Below are 17,191 nucleotides of genomic sequence, written 5' to 3' on the forward strand. Positions count from 1 at the left end.
CAGACGCCGAAATCGGAAAAACGTAAGGCGAAAATCACCGGTGCGCCACACCTACTTGAGGGCCACGCTGACGACGAACGAGCCTGTTTCGCGCGGCGCGACCCACTGCAGGCCGCGCTTGTGCTCCGGCGCGTTCGGCGGGCCCATCCACGGCTCGACGCAGTAAAACGGGGCTGCGGCGTCGGTGGTCCAGGTCACGAAGGTGGCATCGGGCGGCGGCACTTTGGCGGTGCCCAGTCGCACGATCACGTCGCCCGGCCGGCCGCGTTCGCCGAAGACGACTTCGCTGCTCCGGAGCCGCGTGTGCAGCGTGTCGATCAGCGCCGGCTCGGCGAGGCGTTCCTCATTGCGCAAGTGCGGACCCGGGACCAGTTGTCCGTCGGGCGCCTGCCGCAGCCGCTCGGCGGCGGGAATGCGAATCAGATAATCCTCGCGCCGCGCCCCCTCGCTCCACGGTACGGTGAAATAGAAGTGGTGCCCCGGGCTCCACGGCAGCGGCTCGCGGCCGAGATTCTTCAATGTCAGCTCGCAACTCAGGGCATACGCCTCGAACCGATACGCGACGCTGAATTCGTAGTTATACGGATAGCTTTCAGCTGCGGCGGCGTCGGGGACCAATTGGGCGGCGAACCCACGCGCGTCCTCCCAGACCAGCTTGAACGTCCCCTGCCGGGCGAACCCGTGCTGCGGCATCGGCCGGCGCACGCCGTCGGCGCCGCGCCAGAAATTCTGCTCGCCGCGATCGAAGCAGCGCGCGCTAAACGGAAACAGGATCGGATTGCCGCCACGGACCTTCGCAAACTGGTCGAAGTCGGCGTTCTCGGGCCAGTAGATCACGTCGCGGATCGAGCCGTCGCCGAGCGTGAGATTCCAGTTCATCAGCCGCGCGCCGCGTTCAGGCAGCGCCAAAAACGTGGAGGAACCGACGCGCCAGCGACCGAGCGTGTGGCCGTGATAGTCGATGCTTTCCATGAGGGGGACGATTCAACGCGGTCGCGTGCGCGCCAAGCGTTTTGTGGAAACAGCTCCGGGATTTTACACGACCGCGGGGCTTGCGCTACGCGGCGGCCAACCTATTAACTCCGCGTTAGCATGTGCACTTGGCTGCGATTGCTGCTTGGACTTTGTGTCGGTGCCGTGGCTGCGAAGGCCGAGGCGGAGCCGACGGCATCTCCGACGGCGGCGCCGCCCGCGAAGGCCATTCCCGACGCGGCGCCGGCGACAACGGCGAAACCGGCGCCGGAGATTCGGCGCATCTACGTCATTCCTGTTCGCGAGCAGATCGGCTCGGCCGTGCTTTACGTCGTGCGCCGGGGGATCAAGGAGGCGATCGAGCAGCGCGCCGAGGCGGTGATCTTCGACATGGACACGCCGGGCGGCGCGCTCGACAAGACGATGAGCATCATGGAAGCGATCGGCCGTTTCCCGGGGCGCACGCTCACATACGTGAACACGGATGCGATCTCGGCGGGCGCCTTCATCTCGGCGACGACCGACGAGATCTGGTTCGCGCCGCGCGGCAAGATCGGCGCCGCGGCGCCGGTCGGCATGTCGGGTCAGGACATCGACAAGACGATGCGCCAAAAGGTCGTGAGTTATTTGAAAGCGGAGGTGCGGTCGCTATCGGAGGGCAAGGGCTATCGCGGCCAGGTCGTCTCCGCGATGATCGACGAAGATTATGAGCTGAAGATCGGTGACACGGTGTTGAAGCCGAAGGGCGAGCTCCTGACACTCACCGCTTCGGAAGCGGCGAAAACCTATGGCGAGCCGCCGCAGCCGCTGCTCTCTGCGGGCACGGCCGACACGCTCGAGCAGCTCGTCACACAGCGTTTCGGTGCGGAGCACGTCCAGATCACCCGGCTGGAACTGACGTGGTCCGAGGTGCTGGCCACCTGGCTCAACGCGATTTCACCGGTGCTGCTGGGGCTGGGCATGCTCGCGCTGTTCATCGAATTCAAAACGCCGGGTTTCGGGATTTTTGGCATCATCGGAATCGCCTGCCTCGCGCTGGTGTTTCTGGGCAACTACATCGCGGGCTTGTCGGGCCACGAGCCGCTGTTGGTGTTCGGGCTGGGCCTGTTGTTCGTGGCGGTGGAAATTTTCTTCTTCCCTGGGGTGGGCGTGCTCGCCTTGGCCGGGGTGGTGTTGGTTCTCGGATCGCTGTTCTGGTCGATGGCTGATTTCTGGCCGAAAGAAGCCGTCCCGGTGGCGTGGACCGCGGATATTTTCCTCCTGCCGGCGCTCAATCTCACGCTCGGCGTATTGGTGGCAATCGCGCTGGGCGTGGTGCTGGCGCGGTTCCTGCCGCGCGGCTGGGTCTGGGACCGGTTGGTGCTCGCCGCGGCGATCGCGGGCAACTCGCAGCGCGGCGCAGATACGCCCGAGGTGAAAGAGGCGTCGCTGATCGGCGCGCGGGGCGTCGCAGTAACGGCGCTGCGGCCGGGTGGCGTGGTGGAGGTAGAGGGCCAGCGGTATGAGGCAACCGTGGAAGTGGGCGATGTCGCGCCGGGCGAAGCCGTCGTGGTGCGTGGGCGCAGCGATTTCGCGCTGATCGTGGAAAGGCTGAACCCATGAACACGGTGATCCTGTTGCTCGCGCTGGGCGTGGTGTTGCTCGTGCTCGAAGTGTTCGTTCCGGGCGGAGTACTCGGCGTGTTGGGCGGGCTGGCGATGCTCGGCGGCTGTGCGCTCGCGTTTTACCGATACGGTTTGCAGGGCGGGGCGATTGCCACCGCTGCGGCAATCGGCTGCCTGGGCATTGCGGTCTACGTCGAGTTCGGGCTGCTGCCGAAAACGCGCGCCGGCAAAAAGCTTTTCCTGCAGCAATCCGTCGACGCGGCGAGCCAGCCGCCGCCGGCGGCCGTCGGCGCCATCGGCCGCCAGGTCGAGACGTTGACCACGCTTGCGCCGAGCGGCTATGTGGCGCTCGATGGCCGGCGCTGTGAAGCGCGTTCGCAATCCGGCCTGATTCCAAAAGGCGCGATGGTGCGCATCGTCGGCATGGATAATTTCAGTCTGATCGTCTCCCGTACCTAATCCCATGAACCTCTACCTGATCTTCCTGATCGTCGTTGGTGTTGTCGGCCTGGTGCTCGTCGGCCTGTTCCTGTCGTTCTTCAGCGTCTGGCTGCGGGCGCTGCTGGCGGGGGCGCCGGTGAGTCCGTTCAACCTCGTGGCGATGCGGCTGCGGCAGGTGCCTTACAGCGTGATGGTCGACGCGCGCATTCGGGCCACGAAAGCCGGCATCAAGCTCTCCATCGACGAAATCGAGGCGCAGTATCTCGCCGGCGGCAACGTGATCGCCTGCGTACACGCGCTCATCGCCGCGCAGAAGGCGCGGATCGCGCTCGACTGGCAGCGCGCGTGCGCGATCGACCTCGCCACGAAGGGTTCCGGCAAATCCGTCGAGGAGGCGGTGCGCACTTCGGTCGACCCCAAGGTGATTGACTGTCCCAATCCGGAGAGTGGCCGCACCACGATCGATGGCGTGGCCAAGGACGGCATTCAGGTGAAGGTGAAGGCACGCGTGACGGTGCGCACCAATCTCGACCGGTTCGTGGGCGGCGCGAAAGAGGAGACAATCATCGCTCGCGTCGGCGAGGGCATTGTTTCCACCATCGGCTCGGCGGAGAGCTACAAGGTCGTGCTGGAGAGCCCCGACGCGATTTCGAAGACCGTGCTCCATCGCGGACTCGATGTCGGCTCGGCGTTCGAAATCCTCTCGATCGACATCGCCGACGTGGACGTCGGCGAGAACGTGGGCGCCAAGCTGCAGGAGGCACAGGCGCAGGCCAACAAATCGATCGCGCAGGCGCAGGCGGAAATTCGCCGCGCGGCGGCGGTCGCCCTCGAACAGGAAATGGTCGCGCGCGTGCAGGAGATGCAGGCCAAGGTTGTCGAGGCGCAATCGCAGGTGCCGCTCGCGATGGCCGAAGCATTTCGCTCAGGCCGACTGGGTGTAATGGACTATTTCCGCATGGAAAACATCCAGGGAGATACCGCGATGCGGAACAGCCTCGCCCGGCCGGAGGACAAGAAGCAGTAGCGGCGAAAACGCCTCCTCAACCGAATCCGCCGCTGGCATGAATTGGATCCTCGAGCATTTTCAGATCGTCGTCGCCTTAGTGGCCGCGCTGGCGTATTACCTGACAAAAGCGAAGCGATCCGACGGCGAGGAACCGGAGCGCGAGGTCGATCGGCGCCCCAGCGAGGCCGAGCGTGAGCAAGCGGAACGCACCCGCCGCATCCAGGAGGAAATCCGCCGAAAGATTGCCGAGCGTCGCGGCGCAGCGGGCGACGTGATCACGGCGGAACCGCGACCGGATCTGATGCCGCCGGCGTTGGAGCCGGCGGCGGGAATCCCGCCCGTGGATACCTTTGGCGGGCCGGCCGGCCGGTTGCGCCGCGAACTCGAGAAGGCGGCGGAGCGGCGGAGCAGCGAAACGGACGAGGCGCGGGCCCGCGCGGCGGAGATCGAGCGGCAGACCCGGCTGGCCGAACAATTGCGCACGCTGCAAGCGAAGCGTGCGGCCGAAGAGCGCTGGGCCGAGGAAATTGCCGCCACCGCGAAGGCGGCGGCGAACCGCCGGTTGCTGGCGCGAGCGGCGCAAGCAACGACCGTGACGGGCTGGCAAGCACGTCTGCGGAATCGCGAAGAGCTGCGGCGAGCGATCGTGTTGCGGGAAGTGCTCGGTCCGCCGGTGGGAATGCGGTAGACAGAGCGCGGCGGCGCGAGCCGCATGGTGGCCGCTATTCCTGGCTGCCACGTTTAGCGCTCTCGAGCCGGAAGGCACGGAGGCCTGCCGCTGCGCACAGCGAAACGGCGTCGTTTCTGAACGCGCGCTTTGGTGCTGTCTACCGACACGAGAACGCGTCGTGGAGGAGGACACGTGAGCTGGCCAGAGCTGTGGGCGGCGCATGCAGCGCTTCCGCCCACCGCCGCGCCGCTACTTGATCATCGCGCGATCCATGCCGTCGGTCGGCATTGGATACCGCTTGCCGTTCACTTCGACCTCCAGATTCCGGCCCGCGCTATAGCGGATGTAGATGGGGCCGGATTTGCTGACGGTACGGGACTGACCGCGATTGAGTGTGATGTCGGGCAGGATCACGCGTCCATCCTCGGCCGAGACCACGCCGACGCGCACCACTTCCAACGCGTGCAGCGTGATCGTGGTTTCATTGGCGACAGGGCTCGCCGAGACGGGCGAGGAAGCTGCTGCGGAAGCCGGCGCGGTAGCGGCCTTGGACGCAGGCTCGGAGGAACCGCCGCTGAAGAGCGAGATGATGCCCCAAAGCAGCACGATCGCGACGAGGCCGATGCCGACCCACTTCGCGATTTTCCAGAGGAGCGCCGGATCGATGCCGACGCCGGGGGTGGTGCCGATGCCGCGGTTCGCCGGGCTCGGCCGGCGCGCGGGGGTGGGAGCAGCCACGGCCTCGGGTTCGTTCGGCGCCGCGGACTCGGCGGCTTCGTCGGCGGAGGAGATCGACACGTCCATGCGGCCGTAGATTTCGCGGCTGGGCTGGCGGGGGCGGGACTCGCCGCGGCCGAGCGCCGCGTAATCGTTAAGAATGCGGTCGGCGGGCAGACGCAGGAACTGCGCGTAGCTGCGCAGGAAACCGCGGACGTAGAGTTCGGTCAGGTTGATGTCGAACTGGTTGTTCTCGAATTTGCTCAGGTAATCACCGCGGATCTTCGTGGCTTCAGCGGCTTCACGGATCGAAATCCCTTTCTTCTTGCGAGCTTCCTCGAGGCGTTCGCCGATGGTCTGCATGGGGTTGAGTTAGGAGGGGCCGAAATTTATGTCACCACGAAACGCGCGACCGCACAACCGTTGATGCAAGCGGGCGGGGCGCAGGAGTAGGCAAACTCAAAGTGAATCCAGGTCGACGAGAATCTCGCGCGGGCTGGAGCCATTCTCCGGGCCGACGATGCCCTTCTCCTCCATGATTTCCATGATGCGCGCGGCGCGATTGTAGCCGATCCGCAGCCGGCGCTGCAGCATCGAGGTCGAGGCGCGCTTCGAGGCCCTGAGCACGTCGAGGGCCTGGTTGAACAAGTCCTCGTCGTCGCCGAGATCAGCGTCGTCGCCGCCGCCGTCCTCGTCCTCCTCGCTGGCGGCGCGATCGATCTGCTGCTGGACCGTGTGCGCGTACTGCGGCGGCCCGTTGCGTTTGAGGAACTCGACGAGTTCCATGACCTCGTCGTCGGAAACGAACGCGCCCTGCGCGCGCACCAGCCGCGAGGATCCGGGCGGGGCAAACAGCATGTCGCCGCGACCGATCAGCGTATCGGCGCCCTTCACGTCGAGGATGGTCCGCGAGTCGACCTGCGAGGCGACCTGGAACGCGATGCGCGAGGGCAGGTTCGCCTTGATGACGCCGGTGATGACGTTCACCGAGGGGCGCTGCGTGGCGATGATCAAATGGATACCGGCGGCGCGGGCGAGCTGGGCGAGCCGAGCGATCGAGGTCTCGATCTCGGCGGGCGCCACCATCATCAGGTCGGCGAGTTCGTCGATGATCGCGACGATGTAGGGCAGCCGTTCGGGGATTTCGATGTCGTCCATCGGCGGCGTGATGCCTTCCAGCGTGGGCTGGGCTTCGGTCGGAGGAAATTCGGGCGTGGGATGTTTCTTGCGCGAATTGAAGCCGAGGATGTTCCGCACATTGCACTTGGCGAAGATCTGGTAGCGCTGCTCCATCTCGGCGAGGAGCCACTTCAGCGCCGCCGGCACCTTCTTCGGCTCCGTCACCACCGGAATCAGCATGTGCGGCAGCGGGTTGAAGACCTTCAACTCGACCACCTTCGGGTCGACCATCAGCAGCCGGACGTTTTTCGGCGAGGCGCTGTACACGATCGAGGCGACGATGGAATTGATGCAGACGGACTTGCCCGAACCGGTGGCTCCCGCGATGAGCAAGTGCGGCATCTTGGTCAGATCCGAGATGAGCGGGCGACCGGACACGTCCTTGCCGAGCGCGATCGGTAGCTCCGCGCGCGCGCTGACCCACTCCTCGCTCTCGAGAATCTCGCGCATGCCGACGGGCGTGGGATGCTGGTTGGGTACCTCGACACCAACGGCTGCCTTTCCGGGAATCGGCGCGAGAATCCGGACCGACTGCGCGCGCATGCCGAGCGCGATGTTCTTGTCGAGGCCGGCGATCTTCTCGACGCGCACGCCGGCCGCCGGGACGACCTCGTAGCGGGTGATGACCGGACCGACGTGAATCTCGCCCAAGCTGACCTCGACGCCGAACTCGCTGAGGATGCGGAGGAGGTTTTCGGCGTTTTGGCGGTGTTCCTCTTCACCGTTGGCGGTGGAGGATTTCGTCTGCTCCTTGAGGAGCGTCAGCGGCGGATATTCGTAGTCCTTGTCGTCGCTGCGAATGGTGACGGAGGCGGCCTTCGACTTCTTGTTCTCCTCGGGCTTGACGATGTTCAGTTCGAGCTTGCCGCCGGCGGGAGTCAGAGCCGCCGCACGGTCCGCGGAAGCTTCGGCAGTGCGGGCCGGCAGCCGCAGCGAGGCGGGCTTGGATTCGGCCTTTTGCGGGGGAGGTTCGAGGGTGGCGGCCGCGGCCGGAGCCAGCGCAGGTTTCGCGAGCGGATCGTCGGACTTGGGCACGACGAATTTTTTTGCGCTCGGGCCGATCGCCGCGGGGGCGCCGGCTGAGCTCGGAGCTGGAGCCGCAGGGGCGAGGCCGGTTTTGGCTGCCTTCGCTTGCTCGGCCTTCGCCTTCGCGGCGAGTTCGGCCAACTCTGCCCTCCGTTTTGCCCGGGCATCGCGCCAGGCATGGAAGGCGGCGAGATAGCGTTCGAGTTCGGCCCCGAGATCCTTCGTGAAGATGAACACCAAGCCGCACACGTAAACCGTGCCGAGGAGCAGGCCCGAGCCAAACAGCCCGATCGTGTCGCTCAGCGCGCGCTTGTAGAGCAGCACCCCAGCGAGTCCTCCCAGCCCTTGGGGAAACCAGGCGTTGTCGCGAAACTCGATCATCGCGGCGAGACTCGCGAGGGCGATGATGCACACGAGCATCGCTCCCGAGCGGGAGGCGGTCAGCCGGCGCGGGTTGCGGATCGAGACATACAGCATCCAAAACAGGAAGATTGGCACCAGCACGACGCTGACGCCAAAGATCCACAGCATGCACCAGACGGTGTTGGCGCCGAACGTGCCCACGATGTTCGTGGCCGTGGCATGGGTGCTATTGAGCGTGACCTGGTTCGGCGCGTAGTCGATCAGGGCCACGGTCAGGGACGGACCGAGGACAAAGCAAATTGCTGCGACCAACCAGTTGGGCTTGTAACGCGGGGCTTGGAAAGACGGGCCGCTGTTTGAGTTTGAAGTCTCGGACTTGGGCATTTGTGTGAGCCGACCGGAATCAGCACAGAGTCGAAGTTAGTTACCCGGCGCGCCAATGTAAATGCCCCCGCGAAGCTTCGCGCAGATCTTATCTATATTTTTATGCGAGACGTCCTTCGGTTTGAGCCCATCTATCAGGACCGCGTTTGGGGGGGCCGCGTGCTCGAATCGACTTTTGGACGAACCCTCCCGGCCGAACGTCCGATCGGCGAGAGCTGGGAGATCGTGGATCGGCCGGAAGCGCAATCGATCGTGAAGTTCGGCACGCATAAAGGCAGCACCTTGCGTCAGCTGATCGAAGCTCGCGCGGCCGACATAATGGGCCCGAAGTGGCCGGCGGATCGCCGGTTTCCGCTCCTGGTGAAGTGGCTCGATTGCCGTGAGCGGCTGAGCTTGCAGGTCCATCCCCCGGCCGCCGCCGCGGCGGAGCTCGGCGGTGAGCCGAAGACGGAGAACTGGTATATTGCGCATTCGAGCGCCGACGCGAAGCTGCTGGTCGGGCTGCAGCGGGGCGTGACGCGCGAGCAGTTCGAGCGTGCGATCGCCGACAACACGCTGGAGCAGTGCATTCACCAGTTCCGGGTGGCGGCGGGCGACTCGATTCTCGTGCACAGTGGACAGGTTCATGCGATTGATGCGGGCAATCTGATTCTCGAGATCCAACAGAACTCCGACACGACTTATCGCGTTTATGACTGGGGTCGCGTGGGGCTGGATGGAAAACCGCGCCAGCTGCACATCGATCAGTCGCTGCGCTCCATCCTGTGGGACGATTTCGAACCGGCTCCGGTCCGCGGTGCGCCGACCTCCGGCGTGATTGCCAGCTGCGCTGAGTTTACCATCCGACGGTTGGTGCTGGGCACGGGCGAACGGTTTTCCGTACACGCCGAGGAGCAGCCGCGGGTGCTCAGTGTGGTCAGCGGGTCCGTGCGTATCGGGAACGAGAACACCTCCGCGAGCCGGGCGCCGTTTGGCCAAGTGCTGGCCTGCGGTGAAAACGTGCTGTTGCCCTACGCGGGGGCGTTCACCTTCAGCGCGGCGAGCACGTCCATTCTGCTGCTGACCGAAGATTTTTGCGGTTAGGACGCGCAGCCAACTTGCTGGACCGAGCGGCTTAGCGGTGGGGTCGCCGCCCTGCGCGGGCGCGCGACCCGCTACGGCTCGGCGCACTTGAACTATCGCGAAAGGCATAGTTTAGTCACTGTTTCCCATGTCATCTTCCGAATCCACCGATCTCCTCAATACCAGCGAAAACCCCGCTTCCGAAGGGAAGGGCGCCGCTCCGCTGACGCCGGAGTCGGCCGCGACCCCGCCGACGCCGGCGGCCGACGCCTTGGCCGCGGCAAAAAAGGAAGCGGCGGACAACTACGACCGGTATCTGCGGGCGGTGGCGGATCTCGAGAATTTCCGTCGGCGCACCACGCGGGAAAAGGACGACCTGCGGCAGTTCGCCGCCGCGCGCGTGCTCGAAGATCTCCTGCCAGTGATGGACAACCTTTCCCTCGCGTTGAAGGCGGCCAAACACCCCGGCGCGGACGCGGCCTCGGTGGCAAGCGGCGTCGAGATGGTGCTGACGCAGCTCAAAACCGGTTTGGCCAATCACGGGCTGAAGGAAGTGGATCCGGCGGGGCAGCTGTTCGACGCAAACTTCCACGAAGCGGTCTCCGCGCAACCGAGCCAAGACGTGCCCGAGGGGCACGTGCAAACCGTGGTGCGCACCGGCTATGTCTTGAACGGCCGGCTGCTGCGGCCGGCGACCGTCGTGGTCTCGAGCGGAGCTCCGAAGCAGGAGGGGCAAAAGAGCTGACGCGTGGCGTCGTTGCGCGCGTGGCGAAGCACCCGGGATCCGGGGCGACGTCGCGAGCGCGCTGATCAGGTCCGGCAACAACTTACCCAAACATGGCGAAGGACGACTATTACGAGCTGCTCGGCGTGCAGAAGGGCGCTTCCGAAGAGGAACTCAAGAAAGCTTACCGCAAGAAGGCGGTGCAATACCATCCGGACAAAAACCCCGGCAACAAAGAGGCCGAGGAGATGTTCAAGAAGATCTCCCACGCCTACGAGGTGCTGAAGGATCCGGAGAAACGGGCGGCCTACGATCGCTATGGTCCGGCCGCGTTCGAGGGCGCTGGTGCTGGTGCGGGAATGGGCGGCATGCGCGGCGGCGGCGGCTTCCATGATCCGTTCGACATTTTCCGCGAAGTCTTCGGTCAGCAGGGCGGCATGGGCGGTGGCATCTTCGAGGAAATGTTCGGCGGCGGCCGCGGCGGTGGTGGTCAGGATGGCGCGGACCTGCGCTACGATCTGGAGATCACGCTCGAGGAAGCGGCGCGCGGGGCCGAAAAGGAGATTTCATTTCGCAAGCTCGTCGCCTGCGAGCGCTGCGATGGATCGGGCGCCGAACCCGGATCGAAACGCGTCACGTGTCCCACCTGCCGCGGCGCGGGGCAGGTGCGTCGCTCGGGCGGCATCATTACGTTTACGCAGACCTGTCCGACCTGCGGCGGGATGGGCACGAAGATCGAGAAGCCGTGCACGGTTTGCCACGGCGAGGGCCGCGTGCGCAGGACGACCAAGCTGAATGTGCGGATCCCCCCTGGGGTGGACAACGGGTCGCGACTGCGCTCATCAGGCAACGGCGAAGCGGGCGTGGCGGGCGGGCAGAATGGGGACCTTTACATCGTGATCTCGGTGCAGGAGCACGAGCTGTTCGAGCGGCAGGGCGACGACCTCTTCTGCGAGATTCCGATCAAGTTCACGCTCGCGACGCTCGGCGGCACGATCGAGGTGCCGACGTTGTTCGGCAAAGCCTCGCTGAAGATCCCGGTCGGGACGCAGAGCGGTACGACGTTCCGGCTGCGCGACAAAGGCATGCCGTCGCTGCGCGGCGGCCGGCAGGGGGACCAACTCGTGCGGGTGCACGTGGAAGTGCCGCAGTCGCTCACGCCCGAACAGAGGAAGATTCTCGAAGATTTCGCCCGCGTGAGCGGCGACGCGAGCGAACCCACGTCGCGCAGTTTTTTCGAAAAAGCGAAGAAGTTCTTCTGAGCGGCGCGACAGCTCAAACAGTGCCCGCACCAGGAGGAGCCCACCATGCCGGTGGGCTCTCGCAACCCCGTTGGTCAGCCCGTCCGACGGATTGCCGCTGTGCGCGCGGGAACGCACGCGGCGCAGCCGTGGACGGTGGTCAACCCGGTGCGCACATCAGGCCCGCACACCGGGCGGCGCAGTCAAAAAAGCTTCCCACCCTGCGCACCCGGCTGCTACGCATTCACCTGCGATCTTGGCACCGAGGCGCTGACGCCCGGTTCACTCCCAAAACACTCCCGTGCATATCTCGCTGCTTGCTCCCGTGCTTGCAGTCGCTGGCGGCAGCCCTGCCGTCACCGGCGGCAATCCTGTCCACCTGCAACTCGCCTGGGTCGACTACCTGATCCTCGGGCTTTATTTCGTCTTCGTTCTGGGGATCGGTTGGATTCTCCGGAAATACATCAAGACGAGCTCGGACTTTTTCGAATCGGGCCGTTCGCTGCCGGCGTGGATTTGCGCGCTGGGATTTATCGGCGCCAACCTCGGCGCACAGGAGGTGATGGGCATGGCGGCGTCGGGCGCGAAATACGGCATCGCCACCAGCCACTTTTACTGGGTCGGCGCCATTCCCGCGATGGTCTTCGTCGGCATTTTCATGATGCCGTTCTACTACGGCTCGAAGGCGCGCTCGGTCCCCGAATACCTGAAGCTCCGGTTCGACGAGAAGACCCGCGTGTTCAACGCGGCGTCGTTCGCGTTCATGACGGTGTTCTCGTCCGGCATCTCGATGCACGCGCTGGCGCTGCTGCTGCAGGCGGTGCTCGGTTGGAACTACGATCTGTGCATTGTGCTCTCGAGCGCGATCGTGTTGATCTACATCTACACGGGCGGGCTGACCTCGGCGATCTACAACGAGGTGCTACAGTTCTTCCTGATCGTGCTCGGTTTCCTTCCCTTGGTGCTGCTCGGGCTGAACGACATTGGCGGTTGGGACGGCCTGATGACGCAGCTGAACGGATACTCCGCCGACAAGGGCATGCCCGGCGCGTGGAGCCATTCGTGGGCGCACATGGGCGACGCGACGGCGAATCCGATGGGCGTCGAGTGGTTCGGGCTGATCATGGGCCTCGGGTTCGTGCTCTCGTTTGGCTACTGGTGTACGGATTTCCTGGTAATTCAACGCGCCATGGCCGCCAAGGACATGAATGCGGCGCGGCGCACGCCCTTGATCGCGGCGATCCCGAAGATGTTCTTCCCCGCGCTGGTGATCCTGCCGGGCATGCTGGCGATCGCGCTCTTCCACAAGGGCGGAACGGATCTGGCCTTGCCGGTGGACGCGAACGGAACACCGGACTACAACATGGTGGTGCCGGCGATGCTCGCGAAGTATTTCCCGAACGGGCTGCTCGGCGTCGGGCTGACGGCGTTGATGGCTTCGTTCATGTCCGGCATGGCTGGCAACGTGACCGCGTTCAACACGGTGTGGACCTACGATCTTTATCAGGGACACATCAACAAAAGCGCATCCGACGCCCACCTCGTGAAGGTGGGTCGGATCACGACGGTGGTCGGGCTTCTGATCAGCGCAGCGTGTGCTTATCTTGCGCGGCAGTTCAACAACATCATGGACATGCTGCAGCTGGTCTTCGGATTCGTGAACGCGCCGCTGTTCGCGATCTTTCTGCTCGGTATGTTCTGGCGCCGGGCCACGGGCCACGGCTCGTTCTTCGGTCTGCTGATTGGCACGGTGTCGGCGATGATCTTCCACGGTCTCACGCTGCCAGTGGGCGAGGCGGTCGGCATCAAGGGCGGCTGGATTTCGGTCCAAGGGACGTTCACCAGCTCGATGGCGCAAAACTTCTGGATGGCGATCTGCGCGTTCGTCGGCTGCTTCGTTGCCACGGCCGCGATCTCACTGGCGACCAAACCGAACCGGACCGACGACGAACTGCGAGGGCTGGTCTATTCGCTCACCGAGAAGCCCAAGGACGAGCACGGCGCGCCATGGTATGCTAAACCGATGGCTCTCGGTGCGCTGGTGCTCGCGGCGACGCTCGTGCTCAACATCATCTTCTGGTAACCCCCAACTCTGAACGATCATGGAACTCGACGTTCGCATTCCGATCGGCTGGCTCTTCCTCCTGCTGGGATTGATCCTCGTGATCTACGGCTTCGCCTCCGATCCCGCGATTTATGCGCGGCACTCATTGGGCCAGAACGTGAATCTCATCTGGGGCACCGTCTTCGCGATCTTCGGCGGTTTTGTGCTCTTCCTCGCCAAGCGGAAGAAGCGCTGATCCTGCTGCGGCGTCCGCGGAGAATCTCATCGCCTCCGGCGCGCAGAGCCGAAAGATCCTGCGCATGCGAGTGGTCGTTCTCGGTTCCGGCCGCGGCTCAAACGCCGAGGCTCTCCTCAACGCGCAAAAAGCCGACCGGCTCGGGCGTGCGCGCGTCGTGCAGATTTTTGCCGACCGCCCCGATGCGGGGATTCTGGAACTGGGACCACGCTTCGGAGTCGCCGCGCAGTTTCTCGATCCAGCCCCATTCAAGACCAAGCTTGAAGGCGAGGCGGAGGCGCGCTACATCGCCGCGGTGCGGGGATGTCAGCCTGACATCGTCGTGCTCGCGGGATTCATGCGCGTGCTGAAACCGGGCTTTCTGGCCGCGTTCGAAGGCAAGATCATCAACCTGCATCCGAGCCTCCTGCCCAGTTTCCCGGGACTGGATGGAATCGGGCAGGCTTGGCGACGCGGAGTGAAAGTCACGGGCTGCACGGTCCACTACGTGACTGGCGAGGTCGACGGCGGCCCGATCATCGATCAAGCGGCGGTGCGGATTGAGCCAGGCGATACGCTGGAGTCGCTGACGACGAAGATTCACGCAGCCGAGCACGCATTGTTGCCGGCGGTCGTCGCGCGACTCAGTCAGCAGCCGCCCGCAGCGGCGCCATCCCGATGAGCTTGGTCGAGGTGCGGGTGGAGATTCCGTCGGCCGAGGCGGAGGCGGTGAATGAACTGCTGCTCGAGCAGGAACTCGCCGCATGGAGCGTGTTCGAGGACGTGGTCGTTGGCCGGGCCTGGCTGATCGGTCTCTTTCCTGACCAGACGGCGGCGCGCGACGCTGCTGCCGCGTTGCGACCACTACTGCCGTTGGCCGCGCAAGCTGAACCGGGTTACCGCGAAATGGCGGAGTCCGAGTGGCGGGACAGCTACAAGACGCATTTTCATCCCTGGCAGTTCGGACGACTGCACTGGGTGCCTGTGTGGCAGCGGGAGACGTACGTTCTGCCAGCTGGCCACCACGCTCTGTGGTTGGATCCCGGTTTGGCGTTTGGCACTGGCAATCACGAGACGACCCGCCTTTGCGTCGAGCGCTTGGTCGCTCTCGCGGACGAGTTCGGTACGGCCGGTCTGGTGGTGGACGCCGGTTGCGGATCCGGTATTCTGGCGTTGTCCGCGGCGAAGCTCGGGTTTCGCGACGTCGTTGGTTTTGACAACGATCTGGAAGCGGTACGCGTCAGCGAGGAAAACGCCGTGCTGAACGAACTGAACGGACAGGTGCGCTTTTTCGTCGGTGATCTCGTGAGCGGGCTAAAGGACGTCCAAGCGCAGGTGCTGATGGCGAATATCCTCGCGGACGTGCTGATTCGCTACGCTTCACACCTAGTGCAGGCTGTACGCCCGGGCGGAGTGCTCATTCTAAGCGGTATTTTGGCCACGGAGGTGGCTCAGGTGCGGGCAGCGTTCGGCCAAGAGGCCCCGGACTGGGCGATCGAATCAAAGACGATGGGCGATTGGAGCGACTTGGAGCTCCGCCGTCCCGCCGGCGTACTTGAGTTGTAGGCGCCTGGGCTGGGCTGCCGCGCCGCTTTCGTTCATCGCGTCGGCGACGCTTAGGAAAACAAGTCCGGCGGTGTCCGGCTCATAAAATCTTCCATGTAAGCCGTCGTGGCTTTGCCCTCGATGAAAGTGGGATCCGCCATGATCGCCTTGTGCAGCGGGATCGTCGTTTTGATCCCGCGGATCAGATACTCGCTGAGCGCGCGATACATCCGTTCCAATGCCACCTTTCGCGTCGAGCCGTAGGAGATCAACTTGCCGATCATCGAATCATAATAGGGCGGAATCGTGTACCCCGAGTAGACATGCGAGTCTACCCGAACCCCATGGCCGCCGGGCGCATAGTAGAGCCCTATTGTGCCCGGCGAGGGCACGAAGTTGCGAGCGGGATCCTCGGCGTTGATCCGGCACTCGATCGCGTGCTTTTCGAACTTGATGTCGCCTTGGTCGAATTCGAGCTTCTCGCCGTTCGCGACGCGGATCTGCTGCTTGATCAAGTCGATTCCGGTGACCTCTTCGGTGACGGGGTGCTCGACCTGAATCCGCGTGTTCATCTCGATGAAGTAGTAGTTACCCTTGGCATCGACGAGGAATTCGATGGTGCCTGCGTTCTCATATTCCGCAGCTTCCGCGGCTCGCACGGCGGCCTTGCCCATCTTTTTTCGCAGGTCCGCCGAGAGAAAAGGCGAAGGAGACTCCTCGATCAGCTTTTGGTGGCGGCGTTGCACCGAGCAGTCTCGTTCGCCGAGGTGGATCACCTTCCCATGGGAGTCCGCCAAGATTTGAAATTCGATATGCCGCGGCTTCTCGATGTATTTCTCAACGTAGACCGCACCATTGCCGAAGGCTTTTTCCGCTTCGCTGCGGGCGGTATGATACTCTTTGGCGAAGGACACATCATTGTGGGCAATGCGCATCCCCCGTCCGCCGCCGCCAGCCACCGCCTTGATGATAACAGGGTAGCCGATCTTTCGGGCGATCTTGGTGGCATCCGCTTCTGAGCCGACGGGACCATCGGAGCCCGGGACGATCGGCACGCCGGCCTTACGAACCGTCTCCTTGGCAATCGACTTATCCCCCATCATGCGGATGGACTTAGACTTCGGGCCGATAAACTTGATGTTACACGACTCGCATTGCTCAGCGAATTTGGGGTTCTCCGACAGAAACCCATAGCCCGGGTGAATGGCGTCAACGTCCGCAATCTCCGCCGCGCTGATGATCCGGTCGGCCCGTAGATAGCTGTCGGCACTTTTGTTTCCGCCGATGCAGATCGCCTCGTCGGCGAGTTGCACATGGAGCGACTGGACGTCGGCTTCGGAGTAGACGGCCAGGGTCTTGATCCCAAGTTCCCGGCAAGCCCGCACGATGCGCAACGCGATTTCACCGCGGTTCGCGATGAGGATTTTTTGAATCATGAACGAGAGATTGTGGAGTTCAGGGTCGCGAGTTAAGAGCGTCTGCCTTCAGGCAGCCCTCTCAGCTCTGAGCTATCGGCCCTCAGCTCCCAGCTGGATCAGCCCTGCTTCACCTTAAACAGCCTTTGGCCGTATTCGACGGGCTGCCCGTTCTCGACGAGAATTTCGACAACGATCCCCTTCGTCTCGGCTTGGATTTCGTTCATGATTTTCATCGCCTCGATGATGCAGACAGGCGTGTTCTCGATCACTTTCAGACCAACGTCGGCGAACGGTTTGCTCTCGGGTGAAGGGGCACGGTAAAACGTTCCCACCATCGGGGACTTGATATAGGAAACGCCTTCTTCTTCCTTGGGCGCAGCAGGTTGGGTCAGTGACCCGTTCGCCGATTGCGGCCCGGCAGCTAGGCTGACGGCCCCGCTTTCAGTCAACGCGACGAAGGGAGGATTCGATGTCCTCCCCCCGCTTACCACCGGCACGCCGTTCACGCCGCGCCTTATCTTTAGCTTGAAGCCCTCTTCCTCGACCGCGAACTCGGT

General features: G+C 64.0%; 16 protein-coding genes (1 of these 16 cut by a window edge). 11 read left to right on the top strand and 5 right to left on the bottom strand.

The features are described from left to right. Positions 1-51: 51 nt before the first annotated feature. Complete coding sequence (locus OTER_RS08415; protein WP_012374482.1) at positions 52-972, bottom strand: aldose epimerase family protein; 921 nt, start codon at positions 970-972, stop codon at positions 52-54. A 120-nt stretch (positions 973-1,092) separates the two neighbouring features. On the opposite strand from OTER_RS08415, the gene OTER_RS08420 reads away from it, so the two are divergent. From OTER_RS08420 to OTER_RS23905, 4 genes are read left to right on the top strand one after another with little or no spacing between them, the layout of a single operon-like run. Further along, positions 1,093-2,574 (top strand): NfeD family protein, encoded by a 1,482-nt coding sequence (locus OTER_RS08420; RefSeq protein ID WP_012374483.1) that lies wholly within the window; start codon positions 1,093-1,095, stop codon positions 2,572-2,574. Then, a complete protein-coding gene (locus tag OTER_RS08425; RefSeq protein ID WP_012374484.1) occupies positions 2,571-3,035 on the top strand; it encodes an NfeD family protein in 465 nt (154 codons plus the stop codon). Before OTER_RS08420 ends, OTER_RS08425 begins: the two co-directional genes overlap by 4 nt. A gap of 4 nt (positions 3,036-3,039) precedes the next feature. Then, positions 3,040-4,044 carry a flotillin-like protein FloA gene (floA, locus tag OTER_RS08430; RefSeq protein ID WP_012374485.1) on the top strand — a complete coding sequence of 335 codons (1,005 nt, stop codon included), beginning with the start codon at positions 3,040-3,042 and terminating at the stop codon, positions 4,042-4,044. Positions 4,045-4,081: 37 nt separating this feature from the next. Further along, a complete protein-coding gene (locus OTER_RS23905) occupies positions 4,082-4,714 on the top strand; it encodes a hypothetical protein (protein WP_012374486.1) in 633 nt (210 codons plus the stop codon). A gap of 231 nt (positions 4,715-4,945) precedes the next feature. On the opposite strand, the gene OTER_RS08440 is transcribed toward OTER_RS23905, so the two are convergent. Together OTER_RS08440 and OTER_RS08445 are read right to left on the bottom strand one after the other, a co-directional pair. Beyond that, on the bottom strand, positions 4,946-5,776 hold the full coding sequence (locus OTER_RS08440; RefSeq protein ID WP_012374487.1) for a helix-turn-helix domain-containing protein: 831 nt from the start codon (positions 5,774-5,776) through the stop codon (positions 4,946-4,948). Positions 5,777-5,872: 96 nt separating this feature from the next. Continuing rightward, complete coding sequence (locus OTER_RS08445) at positions 5,873-8,365, bottom strand: FtsK/SpoIIIE family DNA translocase (protein WP_012374488.1); 2,493 nt, start codon at positions 8,363-8,365, stop codon at positions 5,873-5,875. A 102-nt stretch (positions 8,366-8,467) separates the two neighbouring features. Between OTER_RS08445 and OTER_RS08450 the strand changes: the two genes are divergently transcribed. The 7 genes from OTER_RS08450 (at position 8,468) to OTER_RS08480 (ending at position 15,237) form a co-directional block, all read left to right on the top strand. Then, positions 8,468-9,448: a type I phosphomannose isomerase catalytic subunit gene (locus tag OTER_RS08450; RefSeq protein ID WP_012374489.1), complete on the top strand. Its 981-nt coding sequence runs from the start codon at positions 8,468-8,470 to the stop codon at positions 9,446-9,448. A gap of 127 nt (positions 9,449-9,575) precedes the next feature. After that, the gene (locus tag OTER_RS08455; protein ID WP_012374490.1) at positions 9,576-10,172 is read left to right on the top strand and encodes a nucleotide exchange factor GrpE; all 597 of its coding nucleotides are present in this window, start codon (positions 9,576-9,578) and stop codon (positions 10,170-10,172) included. 92 nt (positions 10,173-10,264) lie between these two features. Beyond that, positions 10,265-11,413 carry a molecular chaperone DnaJ gene (gene dnaJ / locus OTER_RS08460; protein WP_012374491.1) on the top strand — a complete coding sequence of 383 codons (1,149 nt, stop codon included), beginning with the start codon at positions 10,265-10,267 and terminating at the stop codon, positions 11,411-11,413. Positions 11,414-11,771: 358 nt separating this feature from the next. Then, positions 11,772-13,475, top strand: coding sequence for a sodium:solute symporter family transporter (locus OTER_RS08465; protein WP_148218267.1), 1,704 nt, complete (start codon positions 11,772-11,774; stop codon positions 13,473-13,475). A gap of 19 nt (positions 13,476-13,494) precedes the next feature. Beyond that, entirely contained in the window at positions 13,495-13,692 is a 198-nt protein-coding gene (locus tag OTER_RS08470; RefSeq protein ID WP_012374493.1) for a hypothetical protein, read from the top strand. Positions 13,693-13,756: 64 nt separating this feature from the next. After that, positions 13,757-14,353 (top strand): phosphoribosylglycinamide formyltransferase, encoded by a 597-nt coding sequence (gene purN / locus OTER_RS08475; RefSeq protein WP_012374494.1) that lies wholly within the window; start codon positions 13,757-13,759, stop codon positions 14,351-14,353. After that, positions 14,350-15,237: a 50S ribosomal protein L11 methyltransferase gene (locus tag OTER_RS08480; protein ID WP_012374495.1), complete on the top strand. Its 888-nt coding sequence runs from the start codon at positions 14,350-14,352 to the stop codon at positions 15,235-15,237. The genes purN and OTER_RS08480 overlap by 4 nt, the downstream gene beginning before the upstream one ends. A 50-nt stretch (positions 15,238-15,287) precedes the next feature. Here OTER_RS08480 and accC read toward each other — a convergent pair whose 3' ends face one another. Then, positions 15,288-16,652 (bottom strand): acetyl-CoA carboxylase biotin carboxylase subunit, encoded by a 1,365-nt coding sequence (accC, locus tag OTER_RS08485; protein WP_012374496.1) that lies wholly within the window; start codon positions 16,650-16,652, stop codon positions 15,288-15,290. Between the two features lie 98 nt (positions 16,653-16,750). Then, positions 16,751-17,191, bottom strand: partial view of an acetyl-CoA carboxylase biotin carboxyl carrier protein gene (gene accB / locus OTER_RS08490; RefSeq protein WP_012374497.1) — the 3' portion only. 18 nt of this gene lie beyond the right edge of the window; the window shows 441 of its 459 coding nt (coding positions 19-459); its start codon lies beyond the right edge, outside the window; it ends in the stop codon at positions 16,751-16,753.

This window comes from Opitutus terrae PB90-1, assembly GCF_000019965.1.
GTDB lineage: Bacteria > Verrucomicrobiota > Verrucomicrobiia > Opitutales > Opitutaceae > Opitutus > Opitutus terrae.